We start from the raw sequence: 25,392 nt of genomic DNA, 5'->3' as shown, positions 1-25,392 counted from the left end.
TGGGTCAGAGCGACTCGTTGAGCTTGCTCAGGATTTTGATCACCACCGTGGCGAGGATCAACAACATGCCGATCCACATGGCAAAGACCCCAACGTTCTTGTCGCGGAAGTTGAAGCCGATGGCCAGCAGGATCATGCCAGCAAGGATAGGCACCAGCATGGCGTTGAACGAAGACATCGAGATCATGACGACAGCCTTGTCGGGGAGAGATAGGGTCAGTCTAGTTGGGGTTTGGCTGGGGTGTGCTGATGTATGTCACGGCCTCCCCAAATTTTGAGGCGGACATCATTGTGGCGAGGGAGCTTGCTCCCGCTGGGTTCTGTAGGAGCTGCCGAAGGCTGCGATCTTTTGATCTTTTGATCTTTTGATCTTTCGCTTGAGACTCAAGTGTCTGGGGAAAGATCGCAGCCTCGTTGCACTCGACAGCTCCTACGGCCCAGCGGGAGCAAGCTCAGGGATCATGGCAACTCGCGAGAGGCGTAGAACGCGCTCAGCACCTTTACCAGATGCGCCAGGTCGTGGCTGCCGCACAGCTCGCGGATCGAATGCATGGCGAAGGTCGGCAGGCCGATGTCCACGGTGCGCACGCCCAGTTGACTGGCGGTGATCGGGCCGATGGTCGAGCCACAGCCCATGTCGCTGCGCACCACGAAGCTCTGCACCGGCACTTCTTCAGCCATGCACAGGTGGCGGAAGAACCCGGCGGTTTCGCTGTTGGTGGCGTAGCGCTGGTTGCTGTTGACCTTGATCACCGGCCCGGCGTTGAGCTTGGGGCCGTGGTTGGCGTCGTGCTTGTCGGCATAGTTGGGATGCACGCCGTGGGCGTTGTCGGCAGACACCAGCAGGGATTTCTGAATAGTGCGCACGAACGCTTCACCTTCAGGCAGCAGGCGACGCAAGGTCTGTTCCAGCATCGGCCCGTCGGCGCCACAGGCCGAGCATGAGCCGACCTCCTCGTGATCGTTGCACACCAGTACGCAGGTTTCTTCGGTGTCAGCGTTCAGCAACGCTTGCAGGCCGGCGTAGCACGACAGCAGGTTGTCCAGGCGCGCACCGGCGATGAAGTCGCCGTGCAGGCCAATGACCGCAGCGCTTTGCGTGTCGTAGAAGCTCAACTCGTAATCGAGTACTACGTCGGCATTCAGGCCGTGTTCGCGGGCCAGTTGATCGGTGAGCACGGCACGGAAATCGACGCGCTCGTCCCCGGCGAACTGGGCGAGGATCGGCGGCAGTTCATTCTGCGGGTTGATGGCCCAGCCTTGGTTGGCTTCGCGATTGAGGTGGATGGCCAGGTTCGGAATCGTGGCGATCGGTGCCTTGAAATCGATCAACTGGCTTTCGACCTTGCCATCGCGGCGGAAGGTCACGCGCCCGGCCAAGGACAGGTCGCGGTCGAACCACGGCGCCAGCAACGCGCCGCCGTAGACTTCCACGCCCAGTTGCCAGAACCCGTGGCGTTGCAGTTCCGGCTGCGGTTTGACCCGCAGGCAGGGGCTGTCGGTGTGGGCGCCGACCAGGCGGATGCCATCGTGCAACGGTGAGTGGCGGCCGAGCTTGAAGGCGATGATCGAGGAGTCGTTACGCGTGACGTAATAGCGACCATTGGGCTCGGTGGCCCAGGTCTCGCGTTCGTCAAGACGCTGATAGCCTGCCGCCTCCAGGCGCTTGGCAAGGCTGGCGGTGGCATGGAACGGGGTAGGGGAGGCCTTGAGGAAGTCGATCAGGCCCTGGTTCAACTCTGCACGCATAAGAAACTCCAGACAGCAATGGGCGGCAGTTTACCCCATCGACCGCCTGCATTGCAGACCCAATCCCCCATCACGGACCGTTCCGCAGCCCGGCCATTCTGGTCAGTCCGAGGCCGTGATCCGCTGGCGCAAGTGCGCCATGATCAAGGGCTTGTCTTGCCCCTTGGACGGCTCTGGCAGGTGCTGCGGCCAGTGCTCCAGTTGACCGAACAGCTGTTGCTGGCGCTCCGGGTCCAGGCGGAGAATCTCCCGCGATGCCGAATCCCACCAATGGTGCCGGCAAAGGTTGTAGTAAGGATGCTCCGGCGCCGCGCTGCCATACAGCAGGTCACGACCGATCCTGTGCAAGGCGCCGCGCTGGTGGCGCAATTTCCATTTGATCTTCAGACGCCGCCAGGCCGACGGGAAAGGCCGGGTGCGCGGTACATCATGGCAGCGCTCTATCAGCTGCTGGCTGAACGCCTCGCCGTGCTGGGCAAAGAAGTGCGCCAGCATGGTGTGGAAGAAGCGTTTTTCGGCGAAGTAGTGATAGGCGTGCTTGTTGGTTTCGTTAATGACCCGGTTGCGCAGGGTGAACGAAATCGCGATCTGTTCGATGGTGTGGATGTCGAAGCCGCCTTCGGTCCATTCATCGATCAGTTCGACGGCCTGGACCAGCAGTGCCGCGTCGTTGTCAGTCACGCCGCATAATCCGCTGTTGTAGAGCTTGAAGCTGTTGCTCGGGGTAATGCCGTGGCGGCGCAGGTGCGAACCCAGCTTGAGGTAATCCTCGCGTTTGCAGACGTATTCCCAGTTGTATTCGAAGCTGTCCATCAGGTAACGCCCTGGCTGGATTTGCTTGAACAGCAGGTCGGGATCGGCGAGGAAGAGCGTGTCGGTGTCGACGAACAGGGTCTTTTCCGCGAGCGTCAGGCCGGCCGCGATGGCGCAGGCCTTGCGCCGGTGAATGTAACCGTGATGGCCTTGCCACTCGGTCAGCAACTGCGGGCTCAGCGCGAGGGTCTCGACTGGCCAGTCCTGATAATCCTCGGGCCGGTCGGTCAGGATCCTGATGCTGGGCAGGGTCGCCGGATTGCCGTGGGCCAGGGCCGTCAGGATGCTGAACTTGGCTTCGTGGCGATAAGCGTCCTTGTCGCCGTAGATCAGGTACAGCAGTTGGTGACGAACTTTTTTGACGGGTGTTCCCTGAAAATCAATAACCTGCATGCCAAGCCTTTATCGGATAAAGCCATTTTTCATGGGGAATAATCTAGAACGGCGCCGGGCATTCGAAGCGCAAGCGCTCGCCGCTTTGCGGATGGGTGAAGCTCAGCATGCTGGCGTGCAGGCACAGGCGCGACCAGGCCGCGAGGGCCTGCGGGTGGGCGTAGAGTCCGTCGCCCAGCAACGGATGACCGATGGACAGCATGTGCACGCGCAATTGGTGCGAGCGTCCGGTAATCGGCGTGAGTTCGACCCGGCACCAATCGCCGCAACGTTCCAGCACGCGCCAGAAGGTCAGGGCGTGTTTGCCGTGCTCATGGTCTACCACATGCCGAGGTTTGGTCGGCGGGTCGTAGCGCAAGGGCAGGTCGATGCTGCCGCTGTCCAGTTCCGGTTGGCCCCAGCACAGCGCCGTGTAGGCTTTTTCGGTTTCGCGATCATGAAATTGCCGGGACAGTTCACGATGAGTGTCCGGGTCGCGGGCCAACAGGATGATGCCGGAGGTTTCCCAGTCCAGTCGGTGCACGATTCGGGCTTCCGGATAGCCGTTTTCCTGCAGGCGGGTGATCAGGCAGTCTTTGTTGTCGTCGGCCCGGCCGGGCACGGAGAGCAACAGGGTCGGCTTGTCGACCACCAGGACGGCGGCGTCCTGATGAATGATGCGGATGTTGGACAGGGGCATTAAAAGCAGTCTCGTTACAAACGCCAACGGCGGCTCGGGCCCATGTCCTATATGTAGGCGCTGGCGAAGCCTGCGATCTTTTCCGAGCTTCCTTGAGTGTCAAGTGGAAGATCAAAAGATCGCAGGCTTCGCCAGCTCCTACACAAGGGCGCTGAGCCCGAGCCGCCGTGGCTCCCGCAGGATCTATCAGCGATCCGGCAGGGTGATGTTGAGTTCCAGAATCGAGCAACTGCCCTGGTTTTCCAGTGCCACGTGCACGTCATCGCTACCGATGTTGACGTATTTGCGGATCACTTCCACCAGTTCCTTCTGCAAGGCCGGCAGGTAGTCAGGGGTGCTGCGTTGGCCGCGTTCGTGCGCCACGATGATCTGTAGACGCTCTTTCGCGACCGAGGCGGTACTGGGTTTTTTGTTGGCACGAAAGAAGTCAAAAAGGTTCATTACCTACCTCCAAACAGGCGCTCGAAGAAACCTTTCTTCGTTACATCGAGGAATCGATGCGCTACGGTTTTGCCCAGCAGGCGATCGACGGCATCGCTGTATGCCTGGCCGGCGTCACTCTGGTCGTCGAGAATCACCGGCACGCCGGAGTTGGAGGCCTTGAGTACCGCTTGGGATTCCGGAATGACACCCAGCAGGGTGACAGCGAGGATTTCCTTGACGTCTTCGACGCCGAGCATTTCGCCATCGCTGACCCGTTGTGGGTTGTAGCGTGTCAGCAGCAGGTGTTCCTTGATCGGTTCTTCGCCCTTCTCGGCGCGCCGGGACTTGCTCGCCAGCAGGCCCAACATGCGGTCGGAGTCACGGACCGACGACACTTCCGGGTTGGTCACGACGATCGCTTCGTCAGCGAAGTACATGGCCAGGTGGGCACCTTTCTCGATACCGGCCGGGGAGTCGCAGACCACGAACTCGAAGTCTTCCTTGAGTTGCATCAGGACTTTTTCCACGCCTTCCTGGGTCAGCGCGTCTTTGTCGCGGGTCTGACTGGCGGCCAGCACGTAGAGGTTCTCAAGGCGCTTGTCCTTGATCAGGGCTTGTTGCAGGTTCGCTTCGCCATTGACCACGTTGACGAAGTCGTAGACCACGCGCCGCTCGCAACCCATGATCAGGTCCAGGTTACGCAGACCGACGTCGAAGTCGACGATGACTGTCTTGTGGCCGCGCAGAGCGAGGCCGGTACCGATAGCGGCGCTGGTGGTGGTCTTACCCACACCACCCTTGCCGGATGTAACCACGAGAATCTTGGCCAAGGTGTTTCACCCCTAAGGAAAAAGGACTTTCTCAGTCCCTGAAAAACATCTCTGGAAAACGGCTGCAATTGGACAGGCTTGGCTGGAATCGGCTGTCGGGCGGGGTCTACCTCCGGTAAACACTGCCTGATCCTTTTTCCTACGTCGTTATAAGCCGTTTTCGCTCGTTCTAGAGATGCTTGGAAAATGCGGCAGTATCCGTTAAAGCCGAATGATGTTCAACACGTCGCCCGACAGGCTGATCTGAACGCCAGCTCCCCACAACGGGTCGCGGCGCAAATCCTCGGAGACCTTGTACTGCCCGGCGATGGAAACCAGCTCAGCGCTCAATTGCTGACAGAAGATCCTGGCTTTGGTATCACCCTTGACGCCGGCCAGTGCTCGACCGCGCATCGGGCCGTATACATGGATGTTGCCATCGGCGAGAAGTTCCGCCCCCGGGCTGACCGAGGACACGATGACCAGATCGCCACCCTGGGCATAAATCTGTTGCCCGCCGCGCACGGGCGAGGTGATCACGCGCGTCGGCTTGATGGTGGGCTCTGGTGGTTTTTCCGGGGCTTTCCTGGCTTCGATCGGGCTCAGTTCCAGCACGCGCTCCCGGGCACCCGACGGGGGCAGCACCGGAATGTCCACGGCGATGGCGGCGGCGATGTCTTCGATGCGGCTGGCGCGGATCGCCAGGGTGCGCAGGCCGTGCTGGCGGCAAACGCGCATCAGGCCTGGCAGATCGACCGCGCCTTCGCCGGCAGGCAGCTTGTCGAGGGCCAGCACCAGCGGAGCATTGCTGAAGAAGTTCGGGGCCTGAGCGACTTTGGCCGCCAACTGCCGGTCAAGGCCTTCCAGGTCGTTGCGGGCCAGTTCCAGCACCGTAATGGCGAGCATGCTGCCCTTCAGCTGGAACACGGGGTCTTGGTCTAGCGGTTCGGTTTGGCTCATGGTCGGCGTACAACGGCTTGTCACTAAAAGTGCCGAGACTTATAACGAGATCGTCCGCGAGCCGCAACCCGGGTCGAACAATGTAGAATGCGCGGCCCATGTCTTAATGGAAGCTGTAATGGATCACCCGCGTTTTCGAGCTGCATTCTTTCATCCGCGTTTCTGGCTGCTGTGGTGCGGCCTAGGGCTGTTGTGGCTGATCGTCCAGTTGCCTTATCCGTTATTGCTGCGGGTCGGCCGCGCATTGGGTGCATTGATGTACCGAGTGGCTGGCGACCGACGGCGCATCGCCCGTCGCAACCTGGAATTGTGTTTCCCGGAAAAATCCGCCGCCGAGCGCAAGCGTCTGCTCAAGGAAAACTTTGCCTCCACCGGCATCGCCTTTTTCGAAATGGCCATGAGTTGGTGGTGGTCGCGTTCGCGCTTGGCGAAACTGGCCCATGTCGAAGGGCTGGAACATCTCAAGCAGGCCCAGCGCGAGGGCAAGGGCGTGATCCTGATGGCGCTGCATTTCACCACGCTGGAAATCGGTGCGGCCTTGCTCGGCCAGCAGCACACCATCGATGGTATGTACCGCGAGCACAAGAACCCGCTGTTCGACTACATCCAACGCCGGGGCCGCGAGCGGCACAACCTCGACTCCCTGGCGGTGGAGCGTGACGACGTGCGTGGCATGCTCAAGCTGCTGCGGGCCGGGCGGGCGATCTGGTATGCGCCGGACCAGGATTACGGTGCCAAGCAGAGTGTGTTCGTGCCGCTGTTCGGCATCCAGGCTGCGACGGTCACCGCCACCAGCAAGTTCGCCCGCCTGGGCAAGGCACTGGTGGTGCCCTTCATTCAGGAGCGCCTGGCCGATGGCAGCGGTTATCGCTTGGTGATCCAGGCCCCTCTGACGGATTTCCCGGGTGAGACCGAGGAGGCCGATTGCATCCGCATCAACCAGTGGGTCGAGCAGTCGGTGAGTGATTGTCCCGAGCAATACCTCTGGGCCCACCGGCGCTTCAAGAGCCGTCCGCCGGGCGAGCCGAAGCTGTACGACAAGCGTGGTTGAACCGCTAGTCCGCCATTTTCAGCAGTACTTTGAGCACGGAGCATTGCGATGACCCCAGCTGAACCGGTTACAGGTTTGATTCTTTCCGGCGGTGGGGCTCGAGCGGCGTATCAGGTAGGCGTACTGGCGGCCATCGCCGAATTGTTGCCAGACGGTGCGGACAACCCTTTCCCGGTGATCGTCGGCACGTCGGCCGGAGCGATAAACGCGGTCAGCCTGGCGAGCGGGGCGATGGACTTCAAGACCGCCATCGAGCGGCTGACAGCGTTCTGGCAAGCGGTGCGCAGCCATCAGGTCATGCGCAGCGACTGGCGGGGCGTGATCGCCCAGGCGACGCGTTTCATTACCCACAGCCTGTTGGGCCTGGGGGCCAAGTTGCCGGTGGCGCTGATCGACAGTTCGCCGTTGCGCGAACTGCTCGAGGCCCAATTCCACGCCTCGGGTATCGAGCTGGCCATCGCCGAGCAGCAACTGCGGGCGGTGGCGGTGACGGCATTCGGTTATGAATCCGGCCAGGCCGTCACGTTCTACCAGGGCCGCGGGACCATCGATACCTGGCTGCGTCACCGGCGTATCGGTGTGCCGACGCAGTTGTCGGTGGAACACCTGCTGGCCAGCTCGGCCATTCCACTGTTGTTCGCGCCGGTCAAGATCGGTCCGCAATACTTTGGCGACGGCGCGGTGCGGCAATCGGCGCCCATCAGCCCGGCCTTGCACCTGGGGGCCAATCGCGTGCTGGTGATCGGCGTCAGCGGCAACCCTCGTGGTGGCGGCGGGGAGGATCCCTCCGAGCGCAGCTACACCGGTCTGCAACCGACCCTGGCGCAGATCGGCGGCCATATGCTCAACAGCACGTTCATTGACAGCCTGGAAAGCGACATCGAGTTGCTTGAGCGCCTGAACGGTTTCAGTCACCTGCTGCCTGATGACGTACCGGCCCACGCCCTCGGCGCGGCACCAGTAGATGTGCTGGTGATCTCACCCAGCCAGCCGATCGACGAAATCGCCGCCCGCCATCGCCAGGAATTGCCGCGAGCGTTGAGGGTATTCTTGCGCGGACCCGGCGCAACCAAGACCAGTGGCGCGGGGGTGCTGAGTTACCTGTTGTTCGAGTCGGGGTATTGCAGCGAACTGATCGAGCTGGGACGCCAGGATGCGTTGGCGCAGCGCGAGGCGTTGAGTCGGTTTCTGGGGTTGTCCTGACTTGATGCAAGCTGGTCCGCCACCATCGCGAGCAAACTCGCGATGACGTCGGTACATTCAAAATCAATGTCAGCAGACCCACCGCCATCGCGAGCAGGCTCGCCCACCAAGGGATTGCCTGCGATATCGATCCTGGGATCAGAAATGGTACTTCAGCAAAAAGCTGGTCGTACTCTGGTTGGTCTTGAACCCGTCGCTGTCTTCGATCCCGTACTTGTTCTTCCAGTAGTCATACTCCACACCTACATACAACTGCTTGGCACCGAGCTTCAACGCCTTGCCCAGGTCATATTTGATTTGCGGGTTGATGTGCAGGTTGGCGTGGTAGGTGCCCTTGGAGTTGGTGTCGTTGTCCACCACCCAGTCGATGAAACCGTCGATGAGGATGTCGGATGAGCCCAGCGGCACGGTATAGGCCCAGACCGGGGTGATCTGCCAGACATTGTCGCCGGCGCGCGGGCCTTCGGTCTGGCGGTTGTAGACGTTCAACTGGAAGTAATCGAAGCCGGGAATCGCCAGGTCGAAACCCGGACCGATCAGGTACGACTCGTTGTCGCCTTCCCCGAACTCATACGTCATGGCCAGCAGCACATCCTTGATCGGGCCCAGTTCCAGCTTCTGGTCGAAGATCTTGCCAAACGACAGGCGGGGGCTGAACTCGCCGTAGTAGGTGTTCGGGCCGGACAGGCTGTCGTCCTGGCCGTTGTAGAAGATCCGGTCGAGAAAGAAGAAGTTGTCCCCGTATTTCCAGGCGTCCGCGTGTTCGAAGGTCACGGTCTGCTGGATGCGCGGGTTGACCTGGAAATCCTTGCCATACAAGTAGGTCAGGCTGTTGTTCTGCCACTGGAACAGATCGTCGGCCATCGCCTGGCCTGCGGCCAGCAAGGATCCTGCGAGTATCAGGCTGGTGCACGTACGTTTCATTCGGTTTGCTCCCAAAGGTAAGTGGTACCGCTTTTTTCAGATCAGCGCTCTGGTGTGGCGCCTTTTTTTCTACGGAAAAAACATCCGTTCGGTCAGCTTTTAGCTTGTGGCCAGTGCTGATAGCAAGAGCTGAGCCAAGGCCCAAAAAAGGCTCGTCCAGCTGCTTTTTGAACAGTCGTAAAAAGGGTTTTCAGGGGGCGCGTTTTTGTCCGCCAGCGCCCGGATAAGTTGGCGGGGCGGTCAGGATTGGATGGTTTTCTGTTGTCGGCCGGCTTCGAACGGCCGCGCAGGATGCGGGCTTGCCTTGAGGGGCTCAAGTGCCCTGCAACGGCGCATTCGTGGCGAATTTAGGGCGTGATGGCGGGGCTGGGTCATCGGGTGCTTTCCTCTTGTTTTTATTGTTGAGGCGCAGGCAGTCGCTGACGGGCGACCGGTGGTGTGCCGGTCGGCCTGTCAGCGGTATGACATGTGACGCTATTGGCGCGCGAGGCTCAGTTGGTCCGCGCACCCTGGTTGATCCACGCGCCGATCAGGTCGCGTTCCTGCTGGGTCATCTGGGTGATGTTGCCCAACGGCATGATCTGGCTGGTGACGGCCTGGGCCTGGATGCGCGCGGCCTGTTGCTGGATCTGCTGCGGGGTGTCGAACATCACCCCACCTGGCGCGGCGCTGAACAACGGGCTGCTGGGTTTGGCCGAGTGGCAGACCGAGCAGCGTTCCTGGATCACGCTATGGACCTTCTCGAACGACGGGCCCAGGGCGTTGGCGGCCTGGGTGGGCGCCGATGCCGGTGCAGCCGGGGCCGGCGCCGGTTTTGCACCACCGCCTACCGCCGTTTCCGGCAGCGGTTGGTACTCGATGGCGGCGGGTGCCTTGGCTACCTCCGGTGCGGTGGGCATGGGCTTGGGGCCGGTAACGTAAGCCAGGCAAATCATCGCCAGGGCGCCGACGGGCAGCGTCCAGGCAAACCGGTTGCTGTCATGGCGGGTGTTGAAGTAATGCCGCACCAACACCGCCGCCACGGCGATCCCGGCCAGGATCAGCCAGTTGTATTGGCTGCCGTAGGTGCTCGGGAAGTGGTTGCTGATCATGATGAACAGCACCGGCAGGGTGAAGTAGTTGTTGTGGCGTGAACGCAGCAAGCCTTTGGCCGGCAACGCCGGGTCGGGGGTGCGGTTCTCGGCGATGGCCGCTACCAGGGCCCGTTGTGCCGGCATGATGATACGGAACACGTTGCCGACCATGATCGTCCCGATGACCGCCCCGACGTGCAGGTAGGCACCGCGACCGCTGAACACCTTGCTGAAGCCGTAGGCCGCGGCGATCAACAGCACGAACAGGATCAGGCCGAGCAAGGCAGGGCGCTTGCCCAGGGCCGAGTCGCAGAGGAAGGAGTAGATGAACCAGCCGACGAGCAACGAACCGAGGCCCAGGGCGACGCCTTCGGGACCACTCAGGCTGCTGCCGGGAGCCAGCAGGTAGACGGTCGGGTTCCAATAGAACACCAGGCACAACAGCGCGATGCCCGACATCCAGGTGAAGTAGGCTTCCCACTTGAACCAGTGCAGGTTGTCCGGCATGGACGGAGGCGCGAGTTTGTATTTTTCCAGGTGGTAGATGCCGCCGCCGTGGATGGCCCACAGGTCGCCGGCCAGGCCGCTCCTGGGGTTGACGCGATTGAGGTTGTTTTCCAGCCAGACGAAGTAGAACGACGCGCCGATCCAGGCCACGCCAGTGATCATGTGAACCCAGCGCACGCTCAGGTTCAGCCATTCCAGCATATGTGCTTGCACAGTCTTTACCTCTCGCCCGTCACGCTTGTTTTCGCGTGATCGGACCTTCTCTTGGGGACGGTGTGAAAACGTAGCGAGCGAAGGCAAGACAAGGCGAAAACTGGCGAGAAAGCGGAGTTGACTTTAGTCAATGAGCATTTCGAGTCAGTTTTCAACGCAGTATTGCACGCGTGGCGGCGTAGCCGCTCAGCCCGCAGTAGTTTTCACTCCGTCCGCTGGTGGGGGGCGAGGATCAAATACTCATCCTCTTTGAAAAAATGCTCATCGCAGTTATTGCCTGTGCCACTGCGATCAACCACCAGGAAGTCATCCCGCTTTTCGATCGTCAGCACCGGGTGGTGCCAGACGCCGCGATGGTAATTAATGCCCTGCCTGCCGTTGGTGACGAAGGCGCGGACCATGCCTGATACAGGTGCATCGCCAAGTGGCGCGACCACGATCAGAAAGGGGTTGCCGAGCAGCGGAATGAAGGCTTGGCTGCCCAGCGGATGGCGCTCCAGCATGCGCACGGTCAACGGCATGTCCAGCGCGTCGGCGCGGAAGATGCTGATGATCGCCTTGTCGTCCGGCGTGGCGGTTTCCACCGTCGCCAGGCGATGGAAGCGCATGGTCGAACCGTTGTTGATCATGAAGTGATCGCTGCCGTCGGTTTCGATCACGTCACCGAACGGGGCGAAGGCTTCTTTGGTCAACGGTTCGATCTTGAGTGTGCGCATGCTGGTCTTCTTATCCAAAAATTCTGTGTTGTCTGTTCTGTGGGAGTACAGCTTGCTGGCGGTGGCGCCAGTGCCGACGCTATCGCCGGTAAGCCGTGGTCCCACAAGAAGTTATTTCGCGACCTTACCGAGCACCCGCAGGCGACTCACCCCACCGTCCGGGAACACGTTCAGGCGGATGTGGGTGATCGGCCCGAGGGCCTTGATCTGCTCGGCGAAGGTGTGTTCGGCGTGCATTTCCAGCTTCTGGCTTGGCAGCAGCTCACGCCAGAACAGCGATTGGGTTTCGATCTGGCTGTCGGTGCCGCCCTTGACGAACGCGCCCTGGATCGAGCAACTGTCGGGGTAGTTGCCCTTGAAGTGCAGGGTGTCGACGATGATTTTCTCGACCTCGCCGGCATGGCCCAGGGCGACGATCACCCAGTCGTTGCCCGGGGTACGACGACGGGCGGTTTCCCAGCCATCGCCCATGTTCACGCCGCGACCGGGGTTGAGGATGTTGCTCATGCGACCGAAGTGTTCGTCGGAACAGGCCAGGGCACGGCCACCATTGAGGGCGGCAGCCAGGTCGATCTGTTCATTGTCGCCCACGGCCGACCAGTCGCGGTACGGAATGCCATAGACCCGCAACCGAGCCACGCCGCCATCGGGGTAGATGTTGAAGCGCAGGTGGCTGAAGGCCTGGACGTTGCTGATTTCGTGATAGTGGTGGCTGTTGCCTTGCAGCTCGACAGCCGACAGCACTTCGCTCCATTGGGTGTTTTCGTCTGGCTCGCCTTCGGTCAGGAAGCAGGCTTCCAGGGAGGCCGAGGGTGGGTAGTTACCGGTGAAGAATGAGGTGTCGATGTCCACGCCTTTGATCGAGCCGGCCACACCCAGGCGGATCACCGCGCTGTCGTAGCCTTCGAAGCGCTTGCGCCGCGATTCCCAGCCATCCATCCACTTGCCGTTGTCATCGAACACGCCCTCCTTCCATACGGCCGGGGTCGGTTGGAACAAACGGTTGGCGTCGGCGAACCAGTCATCGGTGACCGAGATGATCTTGGTGCCGAGGCGGGCGTCGGCCAGGTTGACGAACTTCTCGAAAGGTACGGCGTAAGCTTTCATTCTTCTTGTCTGCCTTTAAATAGGTTGGCTGGGGATGCTTGCAGGGCCTCGGGTAGCAGGGCTGCTCGCTATAGGGTCAGTAATCGGAACAACGCGATCTTGTTGATCTCTGCCAGCGCGCATTTGAATTCGGTGTCTACCGAGTGATGGATGCGCGTTTCGAACGCCGCGAGGATCTGATGCCGGTTGCTGCCTTTTACCGCCATGATGAAGGGGAACTTGAACTTGGCCTTGTAGGCGTCGTTCAGCTCGGTGAAACGCTGGAACTCTTCGGCCGTGCATTGGTGAATACCGGCGCCGGCCTGTTCGTTCGTGCTGGCTTCGGTCAGTTGGCCCTGGACAGCGGCTTTACCTGCCAGGTCCGGGTGAGCATTGATCAGCGCCAGTTGGCGGGCGTGATCGGCGCTCAAGAGGATGTCGCTCATGCGCTGGTGCAGGGTTTCGATCTGGTCGATTGACGGATCCTGGCCCAGGTCGAACGCCTTTTCGGCGACCCATGGCGAATGTTCATAGATGTCGCCGAAAGTCCGGACGAAGGCTGCACGGCTCAAGGTGGAAGGCTTGAGGGTCTGGAAGGTCGTCATTTCGAAGCCCCTGGTTTCAACGCTTGCGGGCACGGGTGAGTCTGTTGCCAGTGGCGGGCGATGTCGACGCGACGGCTGAACCAGACCTGTTCATGACCCTTGGCATATTCGAGGAAGCGCTTGAGGGACGCCAGGCGGGCAGGGCGGCCGATCAGGCGGCAGTGCAGGCCGATGGACAGCATTTTGGGGGCTTCGGCGCCTTCGGCATACAGCACGTCGAAGGCGTCCTTGAGGTATTGGAAGAAATCGTCGCCCTTGTTGAAACCCTGCACCTGGGTGAAGCGCATGTCGTTGGTATCGAGGGTGTAGGGGATCACCAGGTGCGGCTTGCCGTTGGGTGTGTTCGGTTCCCAGTAGGGCAGGTCGTCGTCGTAGGTGTCGCTGTCATAGAGAAAACCGCCTTCCTCCATGACCAGCCGGCGGGTATTGGAGCCGGTGCGACCGGTGTACCAACCCAGCGGGCGTTCGCCGGTGATTTCGGTGAGGATGCGGATCGCTTCGAGCATGTGCTCGCGCTCCTGGGCCTCATCCATGTATTGGTAGTCGATCCAGCGATAGCCGTGGCTGCAGATTTCGTGACCGGCGGCAACCATGGCGCGGATCACGTCAGGATGGCGCTGGGCGGCCATGGCCACGGCGAAAATGGTCAGCGGGATATCGAACGCCTTGAACAGCTTGAGGACCCGCCAGACCCCGGCGCGACTGCCATACTCGTACAGCGATTCCATGCTCATGTTGCGCTCGCCCTGCAGCGGTTGCGCCGCGACCATCTCGGAGAGGAATGCCTCGGATTCCTTGTCGCCATGCAGGATGTTGCGCTCGCCGCCTTCTTCGTAATTGAGCACGAAGGACAGGGCGATGCGGGCATTGCCCGGCCACTGGGGATGGGGAGGGTTACTGCCGTAACCGATCAGGTCGCGTGGGTAGTCAGCGCTCACTGCAGTCTTCCTTCTTGTTCGAACCATGTGGGTGGCGCCCTGGCGATGGATCATAGGCTGGCGTCACGACGATGGGTTGATTGTATACAACTTTATGTACGATTTGTAAGCCTGGTTTTTTGCATTTTTCACCGCTGCTCCGGGTTTGTCTACACTGCAAGAAACCTGCCCATCTGGTCAATTAATCAGTGTAAGGATAGCGTATCCATTGGTTTGGCTTCGGATTGGGTTGGAACCCTGGTCGGAACGCACAGGGGCAAAAATATTGATTTTTTATTGTGTACAATTTTATTTTAAAGTGTCTTAATTCGTTCATCGCCGTGGCGTTTCGTGCTCCGAAACGGTGCGGCCTGTCTTTCAACTGATTCAGGAGGCGTCGGGCCGGACTGCACTGCAGCGAGGCGCGCACAATCAATGGGACGTTTGACTACTCACGTTTTGGATGCTGCACACGGCTGCCCGGGCAGCTCGATCAAAGTCGAGTTGTACCGTGTGGAAGGTTCGCAACTGCAACTGGTCGCCAGCGCGCTGACCAACAGCGACGGTCGCTGCGACGCGCCGCTGCTGCAAGGGGATGACTACCGTTCGGGCGTCTATCAGATTCAATTCCATGCCGGCGATTACTACCGCGCCCGTGGTGTCCAGTTGTCCGAACCGGCGTTCCTGGATGTGGTGGTGCTGCGCTTCGGCATTTCGGCCGAGCAGGAGCATTACCACGTGCCCTTGCTGATTTCGCCTTACGCTTATTCAACCTATCGAGGCAGCTGACCCCCCGAGCTGCTGCCTTGTCCTGGAAGCGACTGCGCATGGCGCTTCTTTGGTTTTTTGCCCGCTCACACTGCGGGCTTTTTTTTGTCCATGAAAATAGGGTGTCTGGGAGGGCGTCTTCGCGAGCAAGCCCGCTCCCACACTGGATTTTTGTCGTTCACAAAAACCTGTGGGGCGAGCCTGCTCGCGATGTTTTTGGCGCTTAGCGGCTCAACAAGGACGCCGCCCCCGCACCGCCAAACAACCCGGCACTGACCCGGTTGAACCAGCCCTGGCCGTTACCCGTACGCAGGTACCGCGCCGCACCGTGGGCGCCGAAGCCGTAGGCCAGCTTGCACAGCAGGTCGAGCACGGTCCAGGTGGCGATCATGATCAACAGTTGGGGCAGGAACGCTTGCTTGGCGCTCAGGAACTGCGGCAGGAAAGCGGCAAAGAACAGAATGTCTTTCGGGTTGCTGGCGCCCAGCACGAACGCCCGGCCGAACAGCGCGCGAAAGCGTGGGATCGCGGCAGCCTGGGGTACTTCGGCACCCTGGGATGGTTGGCGCGATTGCTGCCAGCTCTGCCAGGCCAGATAAAACAGGTACAGGGCACCGACAATCTTCAGGGCACTGAACAGTTGCTCCGACGCCATCAACAACGCACCGAGCCCCAGCGCCGAGGCGCTCAGCAGGCAGATCGAGGCAAACACTCCACCCAGGAACGCCGGATACGAGCGGCGCAGGCCGTAGTTCAGGCTGTTGCCGATCATCAATAACGACAACGGGCCGGGGATGAGGATCACCACCAAGGCGGCACCACTGAACAACAGCCAGGTTTCCAGATTCATTGCTTTGCTCCTGATGTACAAAAGCCTCACCCAATGGATGAGGCGGGTAAATACGGTGTTGCTTACAAGAAGATGAACTTGGCGATGAAGATCGCGCAGAGCACCCACAGGCTGACGGAGATTTCCTTGCGTTTACCGGTGCCGGCCTTGAGCACCACATAGGTGATGAAACCCAATGCGATACCGTCGGCGACCGAGAACGTCAGGGGCATCATGATGGCCGTGACGATGGCCGGGATGCTGTCAGTCGCCTCGTCCCATTCGATGTGGGCCATGCCGCCCATCATCAGCATGGCAACGTAGATCAAGGCCCCGGCCGTGGCGTAGGCCGGGATCATCCCGGCCAGCGGTGCGAAGAACATGGCAGCAATAAATAGCACACCGACAGTCACGGCGGTAAGCCCCGTGCGGCCACCGGCGGCCACGCCAGCGGCACTTTCCACGTAGCTGGTCACTGGCGGCACGCCAACCATGGCGCCGAAGACGCTGGAGGCGCTGTCGGCTTTCAAGGCGCGGGACAGGTTCTCGATCTTGCCATCGGCTTTTACCAGGCCGGCGCGCTGGGCAACGCCCATCAGGGTGCCGGCAGTGTCGAACATGTGCACGAACAGGAAGGCCAACACCACGCTGATCATGCTGACGTTGAACACCCCGGCCACGTCCATCGCCATCCAGGTGGGGGCCAGGCTCGGTGGTGTCGACATGACGCCGTTGTACTGCACCAATCCCAGGCCCCAGCCGGCCAGGGTCACGGCGATGATGCTGATCAGGATCGCGCCGAACACGCGGTGATAGCTGAGCACGGCGATCATCAGGAAGCACACCGCGGCCAACAATGGACCGGGCTCACGCAACGAGCCGAGCTTGATCAGGGTGGCGGGGCTGTCGACGATGATCCCGGCGGTTTTCAGGCCGATCAGCCCGAGGAACAACCCGACCCCCGCGCCCATGGCGAACCGCAGACTCACCGGAATGCTGTTGAGCAGCCACTCCCGCACCCGTGACAGGGTCAGGACCATGAACAGCACACCGGAAACGAACACCGCGCCCAACGCGGTTTCCCAGTTGTAGCCCATGGTGCCGACCACGGTGTAGGTAAAGAATGCGTTCAAGCCCATGCCTGGCGCCAGGCCCACCGGCCAGTTGGCGTACAGGCCCATCAACAGGCAACCCAGGGCCGCGGCGATGCAGGTGGCGACGAATGCGGCGCCGTGATCAATGCCGGCGTCGGCCATGATGTTGGGGTTGACGAAGATGATGTAGGCCATGGTGATGAAGGTCGTCAGGCCGGCAATCAGCTCGGTCTTCACCGTGGTGCCATGCAAGCTGAGTTTGAAGAGGCGCTCCAGCCAGCCCCTGCGTAGTGGCGGCGAGAGGTCCAGCGTCCGGGCTTCGGGTTTGCGGCTTTCCACAGCGAGTACTCCTCAAGAGTTTTATTGTTATTTCCAGCACCGCACTCGCCCTGGGGGTGGCTGCGATGCGCTGAGGCAGGTAAGGCTGGCGAGGGGTATGTTGACCTGTTGGTCAGGAACTCGCACGAAGCGAATTATGCTTTTGTATACAAATAATGCAAATAATGTTTTCTGTGTTGTCGACGAAATGTTTGGCGATAGGGATATATCGCCTATGCGGACGCTATCGCGAGCAGGCTCGCTCCCACAGGGTTCATGGGTGAACACAAATCTTGCATTCATCACAGCCCACTGTGGGAGCGAGCCTGCTCGCGATAGCGTCGGATCAGACGCCGTCAGTCACCAGATTTCCCCAGCCCCAGATTCACCGCCAACCACCCATCCACCGCCGTCTCCCCGGCTTCGGCAAACACCCGCTCCAGCAATTTCACCTGTTCACGCCTCAACGCCTGCTCAAAGCGCTCACCCTCGGCGGTCAGTTCCAGCAGCCGTTTGCGTTTGTCGGTCTCGGACGCGACGCTGTTCACCAAGTGCATTTCCATCAACTGCCGCAACGGCATGTTCAACGCCTGCTTGCTCACCCCAAGCAGGGCCAGCAACTCCTTCACGCTCAATGCCGGGTAGCGGGCGATGAAAAAAACGATGCGCTGGTGCACCCGGCTCAACCCGCGGCGCTCAAGCATTTCATCGGCCTTGGCGGTGAAAGCCTGGTAACCGAAGAAGAACGCTTCCATGGCCATTTGTTGAGAGGTCGGATTTTTAAGGTCAAGCATATTGACGTATCCAGAGGTGGCAGAGTAGTTTTGGTCAACCAGTTTGACTCATTCCTCCCGTGCCCCGCTACAGGTGACCCCATGGCTTTTTCCGAACGTGTCTCGCGCCTCAAAAGTTCTTTGATTCGAGAAATTCTCGCGGCGGCACAGCGCCCTGAAGTGATGTCGTTCGCTGGCGGCCTGCCGGCCGAAGCCATGCTGCCGAAAGTGAAATGGGCGGCCATGCCGTTGTCTATGGGCCAGTACGGCATGAGCGAAGGCGAACCTGCTCTGCGCGAAGCCCTGGCGGCCCAGGCGCGGACGCTGGGCGTGGCCTGTGAGGCGAGTCAGGTGCTGGTGGTCAGCGGGTCCCAGCAAACCCTCGACCTGGCGGCCAAGTTGCACATCGACGTCGGCACGCAAGTGATGCTCGAAGCGCCGACGTATCTGGCCGCGTTGCAGATTTTCCAGCTGTTCGGCGCCGACTGCATCACCGTGCCCCTGGCGGCTGACGGGCCGGACCTGAAACAGTTGCGAGCCCGGCTGGAGCAGCATCGGCCAGCGTTCATCTACCTGATCCCGACGTTCCAGAACCCCTCGGCGGTGCGCTACAGCGAAGCCAAGCGCGATGCGGTGGCGGCGCTGTTGGACGAGTTTGGCGTGACCCTGATCGAGGACGAACCCTACCGCGAGCTGACGTTCGATGGTGGCAGCGCCACGCCGATTGTCAGTCGCTTGAAGAAAGCCAGTTGGATCTACACCGGCACCGTGTCGAAAACCCTGTTACCGGGGCTACGGGTGGGCTACCTGATTGCCAGCCCGGATTTGTTCCCGCACCTGTTGCGACTCAAGCAGTCGGCGGATTTGCACACCAATCGCATCGGTCAGTGGCAGGCGCTGCAGTGGATCGGCACCGAGCAGTACCGCAGCCATTTGAGTGAGTTGAGGGGTTTCTATCGGGACCGTCGTGATCGGTTCCAGGCGGCGTTGCAAACGCATTTCTCTGATATCGCGGACTGGAACGTGCCCCAGGGCGGGTTGTTTTTCTGGCTCACCCTCAGGCAACCGCTGGACACCCGCACCTTGCTCCCCGCCGCCTTGGCGGCCGACGTTGCGTTCATGCCGGGGGAGCCGTTCTTTCCTGAGCCGGACCAGCACCCCGGGCACCTGCGCTTGAACTTCAGCCACATCGACCCGGCGCGGCTGGATGAAGGGCTCAAGCGGTTGGCGGGGGTAGTGCGGGAGGCGTTGGCTGCGAAGGCGGCTTGATCTTCGCGGTGGCTGTCCGGGGCCCGTCGCGAGCAAGCTTTGCCCCCACAGGGACAGTGGCGAATACAAATCCAGTGTTCACCAAGGCCCCCTGTGGGAGCAAAGCTTGCTCACGATGAGGTCAGTCGCCACACCAGAAAACTATCAGGCTGCAGAGAACCGCTTATCCAGATAATCAATGATCACCTTGGACTCATACATCCAGGTGGTCTCGCCATTCTCTTCAATACGCAGGCACGGCACTTTGATCCGGCCGCCTTGCTCCAGCAGCGTCTGGCGATCCTGCTCATTGTTTTTCGCATCGCGCAGCGCCACCGGCACATTGAGGCGGCGCAGGGTGCGGCGGGTTTTCACGCAGAACGGGCAGGCGTGGAATTGATACAGCGTCAGGCTGCGAGCGGCTTGCTCGACCTGCGCCTGAGCCTCGGCCGGGCGCTTTTTCTTGCCCGGGCGGGTGATGAAGTCGATGAAGATAATGAGCTGGCCCAAGCCAACTCGAAGCGCTTTGACGATCACGGTATTAAGCCTCGCGGCAGGGAGGAAGAGGGCGCGCAGCTTACCTGATTTTTCACCGGCGAAAAAAAACCGGCGATCAATGCCGGTTTTCTTCAGGTGACGGATTACTTGATGAGGCTGAGGAATTCGCTACGAGTGGCGGCATTTTCCCGGAACTCGCCGAGCATCACCGAGGTGATCATCGAGGAATTCTGCTTCTCCACACCGCGCATCATCATGCACATGTGCTTGGCCTCGATCACCACCGCCACGCCCAGGGCGCCAGTCACTTGCTGGACCGCATCGGCGATCTGGCGGCTGAGGTTTTCCTGGATCTGCAGGCGACGCGCATACATGTCGACGATGCGCGCGACTTTCGACAACCCCAGCACCTTGCCGCTCGGGATGTAGGCCACGTGGGCCTTACCGATGAAAGGCAGCAGGTGATGTTCGCACAGCGAGTACAACTCGATGTCCTTGACCAGCACCATCTCGCTGTTGTCGGAGCTGAACAAGGCACCGTTGGTGACTTCTTCCAGGGTCTGTTCATAACCGCGGCAGAGGTACTGCATGGCCTTGGCAGCGCGCTTGGGCGTGTCGAGCAGGCCCTCGCGGGAAACGTCCTCGCCCAGTTGGCCGAGAATCGCGGTGTAATTCTGTTCCAGAGACATGAAACTACCTGTGGGATTTTACGCAAAGGGCAAGGGTACGGTGGCGGACACGGCGCTGCAAGCTCGGCAAGCGAGGGCTATTCGTCGCGGCCTTCCATCATGGTGCGCTTGAGCATCACGTAGACCGCCCCGGCGCCGCCGTGTTTTGCCTGGCAGGAGGTGAAGCCCAGCACTTGCGGGTGCTGGCGCAGCCAGGTGTTGACGTGGCTCTTGATCATCGGCCGCTTGCCGTCCAGGCGCACGGCTTTGCCATGGGTGACGCGCACGCAGCGGATTTCGAACTTGGTGGCTTCGGCCAGAAATGCCCACAGGGTTTCCCGGGCCTTTTCGACGCTCATGCCGTGCAGGTCGAGGCTGCCCTCAAAGGGGATCTGGCCGACCTTCAGCTTGCGCATCTGGCTTTCCTGGACGCCGTCGCGCGCCCACATCAACTCGTCTTCCGGCCCGACGTCGATCACGAACTGATCGGACAAGCCATCCACGGTCGTGGCGTCGGTACGCACGGTGGCAGCCTGGCGCAGCTTGGCGATTTGCGCACGATCGGCCTTGGGCTTGCCGGTCTCGGCCCGGTCGTGCTTGATCGGTTTTACGCCCTGGATCGCACTTTTGAACAGGGAAAAGTCGTCGTCTTGCATGTCAGCCTCCGCGAAGGCCGGCCAGTTTACCCAACTCTGGCGGGATCAGGCGCGACAAAACGTCGGATGGCGGGTCAGTCGTGCTTTTTCATCAGGTGCGGAGCCATGGCCAGCTCCAGGGATTGGCGGGCGCGACGGCGGCAGAGGCGCCAGAGCCAGACGCCCAGCAACAACACGAAAAGACCGACTGCCAGGACGATCGCCGAGCCCAGTGGGCTGGCGTTCAACTCGCCCAATGCGGGCGAGCGGCCCAGCAGGCTGGCGGCACCGGCCATGGCCAGCAGTACACCGAGTGTTGCCAGTAGCGCGGCGATCGCCGCGCCAAAACGAAGCCGCCAGTTGCTCGGGCCTTTGGGCCGCAAGCGACGTGCGTCAAAACCATCGGATAACTTCATTCCGACCTTCCTCAATGGGTATCGGCCCTTCGACCGGAAGATGTTCGGGTTGTTCCTGACAGTATGGCAAATGAGAGGCTTTTGCGGATGAGCGGCGCGAATGGCCGCTCATCAAGGCGAATCAGATGAAGTCACGGGTCAACGCCAGGGTGGCGAAGTTGTCTGCCATGATCGCCATTTCGGTCTGCTGAACGTGTTCGGCGCTGAGGACGCCGTCCTTGTGCGGCAGGTCTCGAGTGGCGCAGGCGTCTTCCACCAGGGTACAGCGAAAGCCCAGGTTCTTGGCGGCGCGCACGGTGGTGCTGACGCTGGAGTGGCTCATGAACCCGCACACGATCAGGTCCAGGGGGCCGAGGTCTTCCAGGCGTTTTTTCAACTCGGTGCCGTGGAACGCGCTGGGCAGCAGCTTTTCGATCACGGTCTCATCGCCCTGGGGTTCGAGGCCGGGAATGAATTCTCCGCGTTCGCCTTGCGGATCGAACAGCCCGCCATGGGTGCCCAGGTGGCGCACATGCACGATCGGTCGACCGGCTGCACGGGCCGCGCCGAGCACTTGCTTGATGTTCGCGACGGCTGCATCCATGCCGCTCAGGGCCAGGGGACCTGCGAGGTATTCTTTCTGGGCATCGATGATGATCAGGGTCGCTTGACTCAGATTGGCCGCTGCATAACCACGGCCGCTGAGTTGAAACATCGTTTTTGGAACGGACATTCTGGGGCTCCTTCGAGTGGGGCTTTTGCGACATTGTCCTCTGGCTGAGCGGTTCTGTGAATCGCTTCCATCGCAAGGGCCGCCGTTGCTGGTCTACAGCCTTGTCAAGATGCTCATCTTGTTCAATAGGCGGGTCAAAAAACGGATAATTCCTACGAGCGGTCCGGGGTTTTTCGTTCGTCATCGGGGCGTGTTTGGGTGGGGCCGCGTTTGGCTGGTAGACTCGCCCGTCGATTTTTCTGGAGTTTGCCGCCGTGATCACTTCCCGTCTCCGTACCCTGCGCGACCATATCCGTTGGGCCGTCAGCCGTTTCCATGGGGAGGATCTGTTTTTCGGCCATGGCACCGACAATGCGTGGGACGAAGCCCGGCAACTGGTGTTGGGCGCATTGCACCTGCCATGGGAAATTGCCGACAGCTACCTGGACTGCCGTCTTGAAGACGAAGAACTGGTCCATGTGCAGCGCCTGCTGCGTCGGCGTATCACAGAGCGGGTGCCAACCGCCTATTTGTTGGGGGAGGCCTGGTTCTGCGGGATGTCGTTCATCGTCGACGAGCGTGTGCTCATTCCGCGCTCGCCCATCGGCGAACTGATCGAAAAGCGTTTCGAGCCTTGGTTGGGCCAGGAACCCGCACGGATTCTTGATCTGTGCACCGGTTCCGGTTGCATCGGCATTACCTGTGCCTATGAGTTCCCGGAGGCTGAGGTGGTGCTGGCCGACCTGTCGTTCGAAGCGCTGGAAGTGGCTAACCAGAACATCGAACGCCATGGCGTCGATGAGCGCGTGTTCACGGTCCAGGGCGATGGCTTCGAAGGCCTGCCGGGGCAACGTTTCGACTTGATCGTGTCGAACCCGCCCTACGTCGATGCGGAAGATTTCGCCGACATGCCGCAGGAATACCAGCACGAGCCGGAGCTGGGCCTGGCTTGTGGCGATGACGGCTTGAACCTGGTTCGCCGGATGCTGGCCGAGGCGGCTGATCATCTGACCGAGAAGGGGTTGTTGATTGTCGAGGTGGGCAACAGCCAGGTGCACGTCGAGGCGTTGTACCCGGAAGTCGATTTCGCCTGGCTCGACTTCGAACGCGGCGGCCATGGCGTGTTCATGCTCAGCGCCGAACAATGCCGCCAGCATCAGGGGTTATTTGCTTCGCGGGTTTGATCCTATTGATCGCGGATTGCTTTCGTGGCGAGAGGATTTATCCCCGCTGGGCCTGTAGGAAATGTGTAGGAGCTGTCGAGTGAAACGAGGCTGCGATCTTTCCCCAAACACTTGAGCCTCAAGCGAAAGATCAAGATCAAGAGATCGCAGGCTTCGCCAGCTCCTACAGCGCTATCGCGAGCAAGTTCGTTCCCGCAGGGTTATTCAGGCGCTGTCGGGCTCAATGCCGTGTCGCAATCCAGATCAGCAACCCCGCCTGGAACATGGCGAAGGCCACCAGGCAGGTGATCGTGAAGCGCAGGCCGGCGTCTTCGCGCTTGAACTTGGTGACCTTTTCTTCGTGCTGCTTGAGTTTGACTTCCTGTTCCGCCAGGTTCTGCTCGGCCTGTTGCAGCATCTGCGCCGCTTCAAGGATTTCCACGAACTGCAACTTCTCGGTGTTCCAGTCCCCGAGCAGATCGCCAACGTGGGTTGGCTTGACGCTGCCCTTAAGGTGCTGGGCGTCGACATAGACCACCTCGAAACCTTGAGCCTTGAGAAAGCGGTCACGGCGCTGGCGAGTGTCTTCGTTCAGGGCGTCCTTGTTATCCAGGTCCGTGCCGTTCACCTGGTAGGCCGACCAGCGTTTCTTGGCCCAGGTAAGGCCCTGGGCCGCCAGGAAACGGCCGATGCCACGGTTAGACGGCTCGACTTGCAGGTTGTCCGGAGAAAAGAACAAGCGTTTCTCGACGTGGTCGGCCCAGACGTCCAGGTGATTCTGTTCCTTGCGCACGCGCTGGTTCGGCAACTGGATGCTCATGCGCAGCAAGCTGCGTTCCTTGCTGTGGCGCTCGGCATAGCTGAACTCGACAAACCGCAATGGCCGCGCACCGGTGGCGCGGTCGGTCTTGAGCGGCGCCAGCCGGAGCATCTTGTGATGCTCGGTATGCACGTCGGCCCAAGGCAGTTCCACCGCAGACGAGGCGGGGGCTTCGGCAGCGGTGTTGGGGGAAGTTTCAGTTTCAGTCATAACGGCAAAAATCCTGTCCAGGCCGGCGGGTCGGCAGCCATAGCGCTGCCCGACATCGGGCTATCGGCCGTTTTTGCCAGGACTGGAGGGCGCGTGTCCTGTATTACACATACTGTTTGTGAAACAGGACGCTAAGTGGCTACTAAAACCGCTCAACGGGCAGCTAGCGAGTCAATAAAGCGCAGAATTCGCGAACCAAGCTCGGCCGCCAGGGGCAGGTTGGGATCCTTGTAGGAGGCCAGTTGCCGTTTCATGTTGTTGGGCACGATGCGCATCACGTGGTTCATGCCCACGATCAGCGCCAGTTCGGCGTCGGGCTTGGCGGCTTTCAACTGCCTGGCGTCATCGACGCTGACCTGGATGTCATGGCTGCCCTGGATGATCAAGGCCGGCATCTTCAATGCCGCAAAGGCCTGGGCCGGGTGCTGGCGGAACAATGAGATCAGATAAGGCTGCACGCTGGGGCGGAAAATGACCTGCAGTTGTGCCGGCACGTTGCCGTCGAGTCGACCGGCCTTGAGGCTGTCGAGTAACTCGTTGCTGCGCAACATCAGCGGCGCTGGCAGGCGGTTGCTCAGTTGTTGGCGCAGCACCTGGTCGATCGGCCGGGCGCTGCCGGACAGCGAAATCACCGCCGCTGCATGGGCCTGGGGCGCGGCGAGGCTGGCGATCAACGCGCCTTCACTGTGGCCCAGCAGGATCAACGGGCCCAGGCGTGGATCGTTGGCGAGCTTGTGGCTCCAGGCCACGGCATCGGCCACATAGGCCTCGACGCTCAGGTTGCGTTCGTCCGGCGTCGCCGCAAGGCTGGCCGCTACGCCGCGTTTGTCATAGCGCACGCTGGCGATGTTGTGTTTGGCCAGTACCCAAGCCAGGCGCTTGAGGCTGTCGTTGCGCCCGCCCTCTGGGTTGTTGCCGTCGCGATCCGTAGGACCAGACCCGGAAATGATCAGGACAACCGGCACCGGCGTGTCGGACCTGGGCAGCAACAACGAGCCGAACAGCTCACCACTGCCTGTGTCGAGGCTGATCGGGCGTTGCAGCACCGTGGCCTGGGCCAGGCCGCAAAACAAGCCGGTGAACAAGGTAAGGCTTAAGGCAAGCAGCTTTAACATCATCACGCCATTAGTTACGAAGGTG

At 60.8% G+C, this 25,392-nt stretch carries 28 protein-coding genes; 5 read left to right on the top strand and 23 right to left on the bottom strand.

Going from position 1 to position 25,392, the window contains the following annotated elements; genetic code table 11:
* Nucleotides 1-4 precede the first annotated feature (4 nt).
* The 7 genes from AACY31_RS15705 to minC form a co-directional block, all read right to left on the bottom strand.
* A complete protein-coding gene (locus AACY31_RS15705) occupies nt 5-187 on the bottom strand; it encodes a hypothetical protein (RefSeq protein ID WP_339480514.1) in 183 nt (60 codons plus the stop codon).
* A 272-nt stretch (nt 188-459) separates the two neighbouring features.
* The gene (locus AACY31_RS15700) at nt 460-1,749 is read right to left on the bottom strand and encodes a M18 family aminopeptidase (RefSeq protein ID WP_339480516.1); all 1,290 of its coding nucleotides are present in this window, start codon (nt 1,747-1,749) and stop codon (nt 460-462) included.
* A 102-nt stretch (nt 1,750-1,851) separates the two neighbouring features.
* Nucleotides 1,852-2,955, bottom strand: coding sequence for a hypothetical protein (locus AACY31_RS15695; RefSeq protein ID WP_339504738.1), 1,104 nt, complete (start codon nt 2,953-2,955; stop codon nt 1,852-1,854).
* A 43-nt stretch (nt 2,956-2,998) separates the two neighbouring features.
* Nucleotides 2,999-3,634, bottom strand: a complete 636-nt coding sequence (locus tag AACY31_RS15690) for an RluA family pseudouridine synthase (protein ID WP_339480520.1) — start codon at nt 3,632-3,634, stop codon at nt 2,999-3,001.
* A gap of 186 nt (nt 3,635-3,820) precedes the next feature.
* Nucleotides 3,821-4,075 carry a cell division topological specificity factor MinE gene (gene minE, locus AACY31_RS15685; protein WP_007940845.1) on the bottom strand — a complete coding sequence of 85 codons (255 nt, stop codon included), beginning with the start codon at nt 4,073-4,075 and terminating at the stop codon, nt 3,821-3,823.
* On the bottom strand, nt 4,075-4,887 hold the full coding sequence (minD, locus tag AACY31_RS15680; protein ID WP_058542331.1) for a septum site-determining protein MinD: 813 nt from the start codon (nt 4,885-4,887) through the stop codon (nt 4,075-4,077). Before minD ends, minE begins: the two co-directional genes overlap by 1 nt.
* A 201-nt stretch (nt 4,888-5,088) precedes the next feature.
* Nucleotides 5,089-5,826, bottom strand: coding sequence for a septum site-determining protein MinC (minC, locus tag AACY31_RS15675; RefSeq protein ID WP_339480523.1), 738 nt, complete (start codon nt 5,824-5,826; stop codon nt 5,089-5,091).
* A 118-nt stretch (nt 5,827-5,944) separates the two neighbouring features.
* On the opposite strand from minC, the gene AACY31_RS15670 reads away from it, so the two are divergent.
* Nucleotides 5,945-6,877 (top strand): lipid A biosynthesis lauroyl acyltransferase, encoded by a 933-nt coding sequence (locus AACY31_RS15670; RefSeq protein ID WP_339480524.1) that lies wholly within the window; start codon nt 5,945-5,947, stop codon nt 6,875-6,877.
* Nucleotides 6,878-6,925: 48 nt separating this feature from the next.
* On the top strand, nt 6,926-8,080 hold the full coding sequence (locus AACY31_RS15665) for a patatin-like phospholipase family protein (protein ID WP_339504736.1): 1,155 nt from the start codon (nt 6,926-6,928) through the stop codon (nt 8,078-8,080).
* Between the two features lie 138 nt (nt 8,081-8,218).
* Here AACY31_RS15665 and AACY31_RS15660 read toward each other — a convergent pair whose 3' ends face one another.
* From AACY31_RS15660 to puuE, 6 genes are all read right to left on the bottom strand, one after another.
* Nucleotides 8,219-9,004: an outer membrane protein OmpK gene (locus AACY31_RS15660; RefSeq protein ID WP_339504734.1), complete on the bottom strand. Its 786-nt coding sequence runs from the start codon at nt 9,002-9,004 to the stop codon at nt 8,219-8,221.
* Between the two features lie 491 nt (nt 9,005-9,495).
* Entirely contained in the window at nt 9,496-10,797 is a 1,302-nt protein-coding gene (locus AACY31_RS15655) for a urate hydroxylase PuuD (protein WP_339504732.1), read from the bottom strand.
* A gap of 203 nt (nt 10,798-11,000) precedes the next feature.
* On the bottom strand, nt 11,001-11,513 hold the full coding sequence (locus AACY31_RS15650; protein ID WP_339480530.1) for an ureidoglycolate lyase: 513 nt from the start codon (nt 11,511-11,513) through the stop codon (nt 11,001-11,003).
* Between the two features lie 111 nt (nt 11,514-11,624).
* The gene (gene alc, locus AACY31_RS15645) at nt 11,625-12,620 is read right to left on the bottom strand and encodes an allantoicase (protein ID WP_339480532.1); all 996 of its coding nucleotides are present in this window, start codon (nt 12,618-12,620) and stop codon (nt 11,625-11,627) included.
* Between the two features lie 68 nt (nt 12,621-12,688).
* Entirely contained in the window at nt 12,689-13,204 is a 516-nt protein-coding gene (gene uraD / locus AACY31_RS15640) for a 2-oxo-4-hydroxy-4-carboxy-5-ureidoimidazoline decarboxylase (protein ID WP_339480534.1), read from the bottom strand.
* Nucleotides 13,201-14,142: an allantoinase PuuE gene (gene puuE, locus AACY31_RS15635; protein ID WP_339480536.1), complete on the bottom strand. Its 942-nt coding sequence runs from the start codon at nt 14,140-14,142 to the stop codon at nt 13,201-13,203. Before puuE ends, uraD begins: the two co-directional genes overlap by 4 nt.
* A gap of 414 nt (nt 14,143-14,556) precedes the next feature.
* Here puuE and uraH point away from each other — a divergent pair, with 414 nt between their 5' ends.
* Complete coding sequence (gene uraH, locus AACY31_RS15630) at nt 14,557-14,910, top strand: hydroxyisourate hydrolase (RefSeq protein ID WP_058546670.1); 354 nt, start codon at nt 14,557-14,559, stop codon at nt 14,908-14,910.
* Nucleotides 14,911-15,112: 202 nt separating this feature from the next.
* On the opposite strand, the gene AACY31_RS15625 is transcribed toward uraH, so the two are convergent.
* The 3 genes from AACY31_RS15625 to AACY31_RS15615 all read right to left on the bottom strand — a co-directional run bounded on the left by AACY31_RS15625 (nt 15,113) and on the right by AACY31_RS15615 (nt 17,924).
* A complete protein-coding gene (locus tag AACY31_RS15625) occupies nt 15,113-15,739 on the bottom strand; it encodes a LysE family translocator (protein ID WP_339480537.1) in 627 nt (208 codons plus the stop codon).
* A gap of 62 nt (nt 15,740-15,801) precedes the next feature.
* Entirely contained in the window at nt 15,802-17,151 is a 1,350-nt protein-coding gene (locus AACY31_RS15620) for an NCS2 family permease (protein ID WP_445261545.1), read from the bottom strand.
* A gap of 335 nt (nt 17,152-17,486) precedes the next feature.
* Nucleotides 17,487-17,924 carry a MarR family winged helix-turn-helix transcriptional regulator gene (locus AACY31_RS15615; RefSeq protein WP_339504730.1) on the bottom strand — a complete coding sequence of 146 codons (438 nt, stop codon included), beginning with the start codon at nt 17,922-17,924 and terminating at the stop codon, nt 17,487-17,489.
* Nucleotides 17,925-18,005: 81 nt separating this feature from the next.
* On the opposite strand from AACY31_RS15615, the gene AACY31_RS15610 reads away from it, so the two are divergent.
* Nucleotides 18,006-19,172 carry an aminotransferase-like domain-containing protein gene (locus tag AACY31_RS15610; RefSeq protein ID WP_339491755.1) on the top strand — a complete coding sequence of 389 codons (1,167 nt, stop codon included), beginning with the start codon at nt 18,006-18,008 and terminating at the stop codon, nt 19,170-19,172.
* Nucleotides 19,173-19,316: 144 nt separating this feature from the next.
* Here the strand turns inward: AACY31_RS15610 and AACY31_RS15605 are convergent, their stop codons facing one another.
* The 5 genes from AACY31_RS15605 to AACY31_RS15585 form a co-directional block, all read right to left on the bottom strand.
* Nucleotides 19,317-19,688, bottom strand: coding sequence for a glutathione S-transferase N-terminal domain-containing protein (locus tag AACY31_RS15605; protein ID WP_204127775.1), 372 nt, complete (start codon nt 19,686-19,688; stop codon nt 19,317-19,319).
* A gap of 104 nt (nt 19,689-19,792) precedes the next feature.
* Nucleotides 19,793-20,338 (bottom strand): GTP cyclohydrolase I FolE, encoded by a 546-nt coding sequence (gene folE / locus AACY31_RS15600; protein WP_003204506.1) that lies wholly within the window; start codon nt 20,336-20,338, stop codon nt 19,793-19,795.
* A gap of 77 nt (nt 20,339-20,415) precedes the next feature.
* Nucleotides 20,416-20,973 carry a Smr/MutS family protein gene (locus tag AACY31_RS15595; protein WP_003204497.1) on the bottom strand — a complete coding sequence of 186 codons (558 nt, stop codon included), beginning with the start codon at nt 20,971-20,973 and terminating at the stop codon, nt 20,416-20,418.
* Nucleotides 20,974-21,047: 74 nt separating this feature from the next.
* Nucleotides 21,048-21,368, bottom strand: coding sequence for a hypothetical protein (locus tag AACY31_RS15590; RefSeq protein WP_339480542.1), 321 nt, complete (start codon nt 21,366-21,368; stop codon nt 21,048-21,050).
* A gap of 121 nt (nt 21,369-21,489) precedes the next feature.
* On the bottom strand, nt 21,490-22,080 hold the full coding sequence (locus tag AACY31_RS15585) for a cysteine hydrolase family protein (RefSeq protein WP_339480543.1): 591 nt from the start codon (nt 22,078-22,080) through the stop codon (nt 21,490-21,492).
* Nucleotides 22,081-22,334: 254 nt separating this feature from the next.
* Here AACY31_RS15585 and prmB point away from each other — a divergent pair, with 254 nt between their 5' ends.
* Nucleotides 22,335-23,243 (top strand): 50S ribosomal protein L3 N(5)-glutamine methyltransferase, encoded by a 909-nt coding sequence (prmB, locus tag AACY31_RS15580; RefSeq protein ID WP_339480545.1) that lies wholly within the window; start codon nt 22,335-22,337, stop codon nt 23,241-23,243.
* 220 nt (nt 23,244-23,463) lie between these two features.
* Here prmB and AACY31_RS15575 read toward each other — a convergent pair whose 3' ends face one another.
* Nucleotides 23,464-24,252: a hypothetical protein gene (locus tag AACY31_RS15575; protein ID WP_339480546.1), complete on the bottom strand. Its 789-nt coding sequence runs from the start codon at nt 24,250-24,252 to the stop codon at nt 23,464-23,466.
* A gap of 152 nt (nt 24,253-24,404) precedes the next feature.
* The gene (locus AACY31_RS15570; protein WP_339480752.1) at nt 24,405-25,370 is read right to left on the bottom strand and encodes an alpha/beta hydrolase; all 966 of its coding nucleotides are present in this window, start codon (nt 25,368-25,370) and stop codon (nt 24,405-24,407) included.
* Nucleotides 25,371-25,392 lie beyond the last annotated feature (22 nt).

Source organism: Pseudomonas sp. RL_105y_Pfl2_101, assembly GCF_963970585.1.
Lineage (GTDB): Bacteria > Pseudomonadota > Gammaproteobacteria > Pseudomonadales > Pseudomonadaceae > Aquipseudomonas.
Note: the sequence above shows the minus strand (reverse complement) of the source record. Positions and strands in the feature narration are given on the sequence as shown.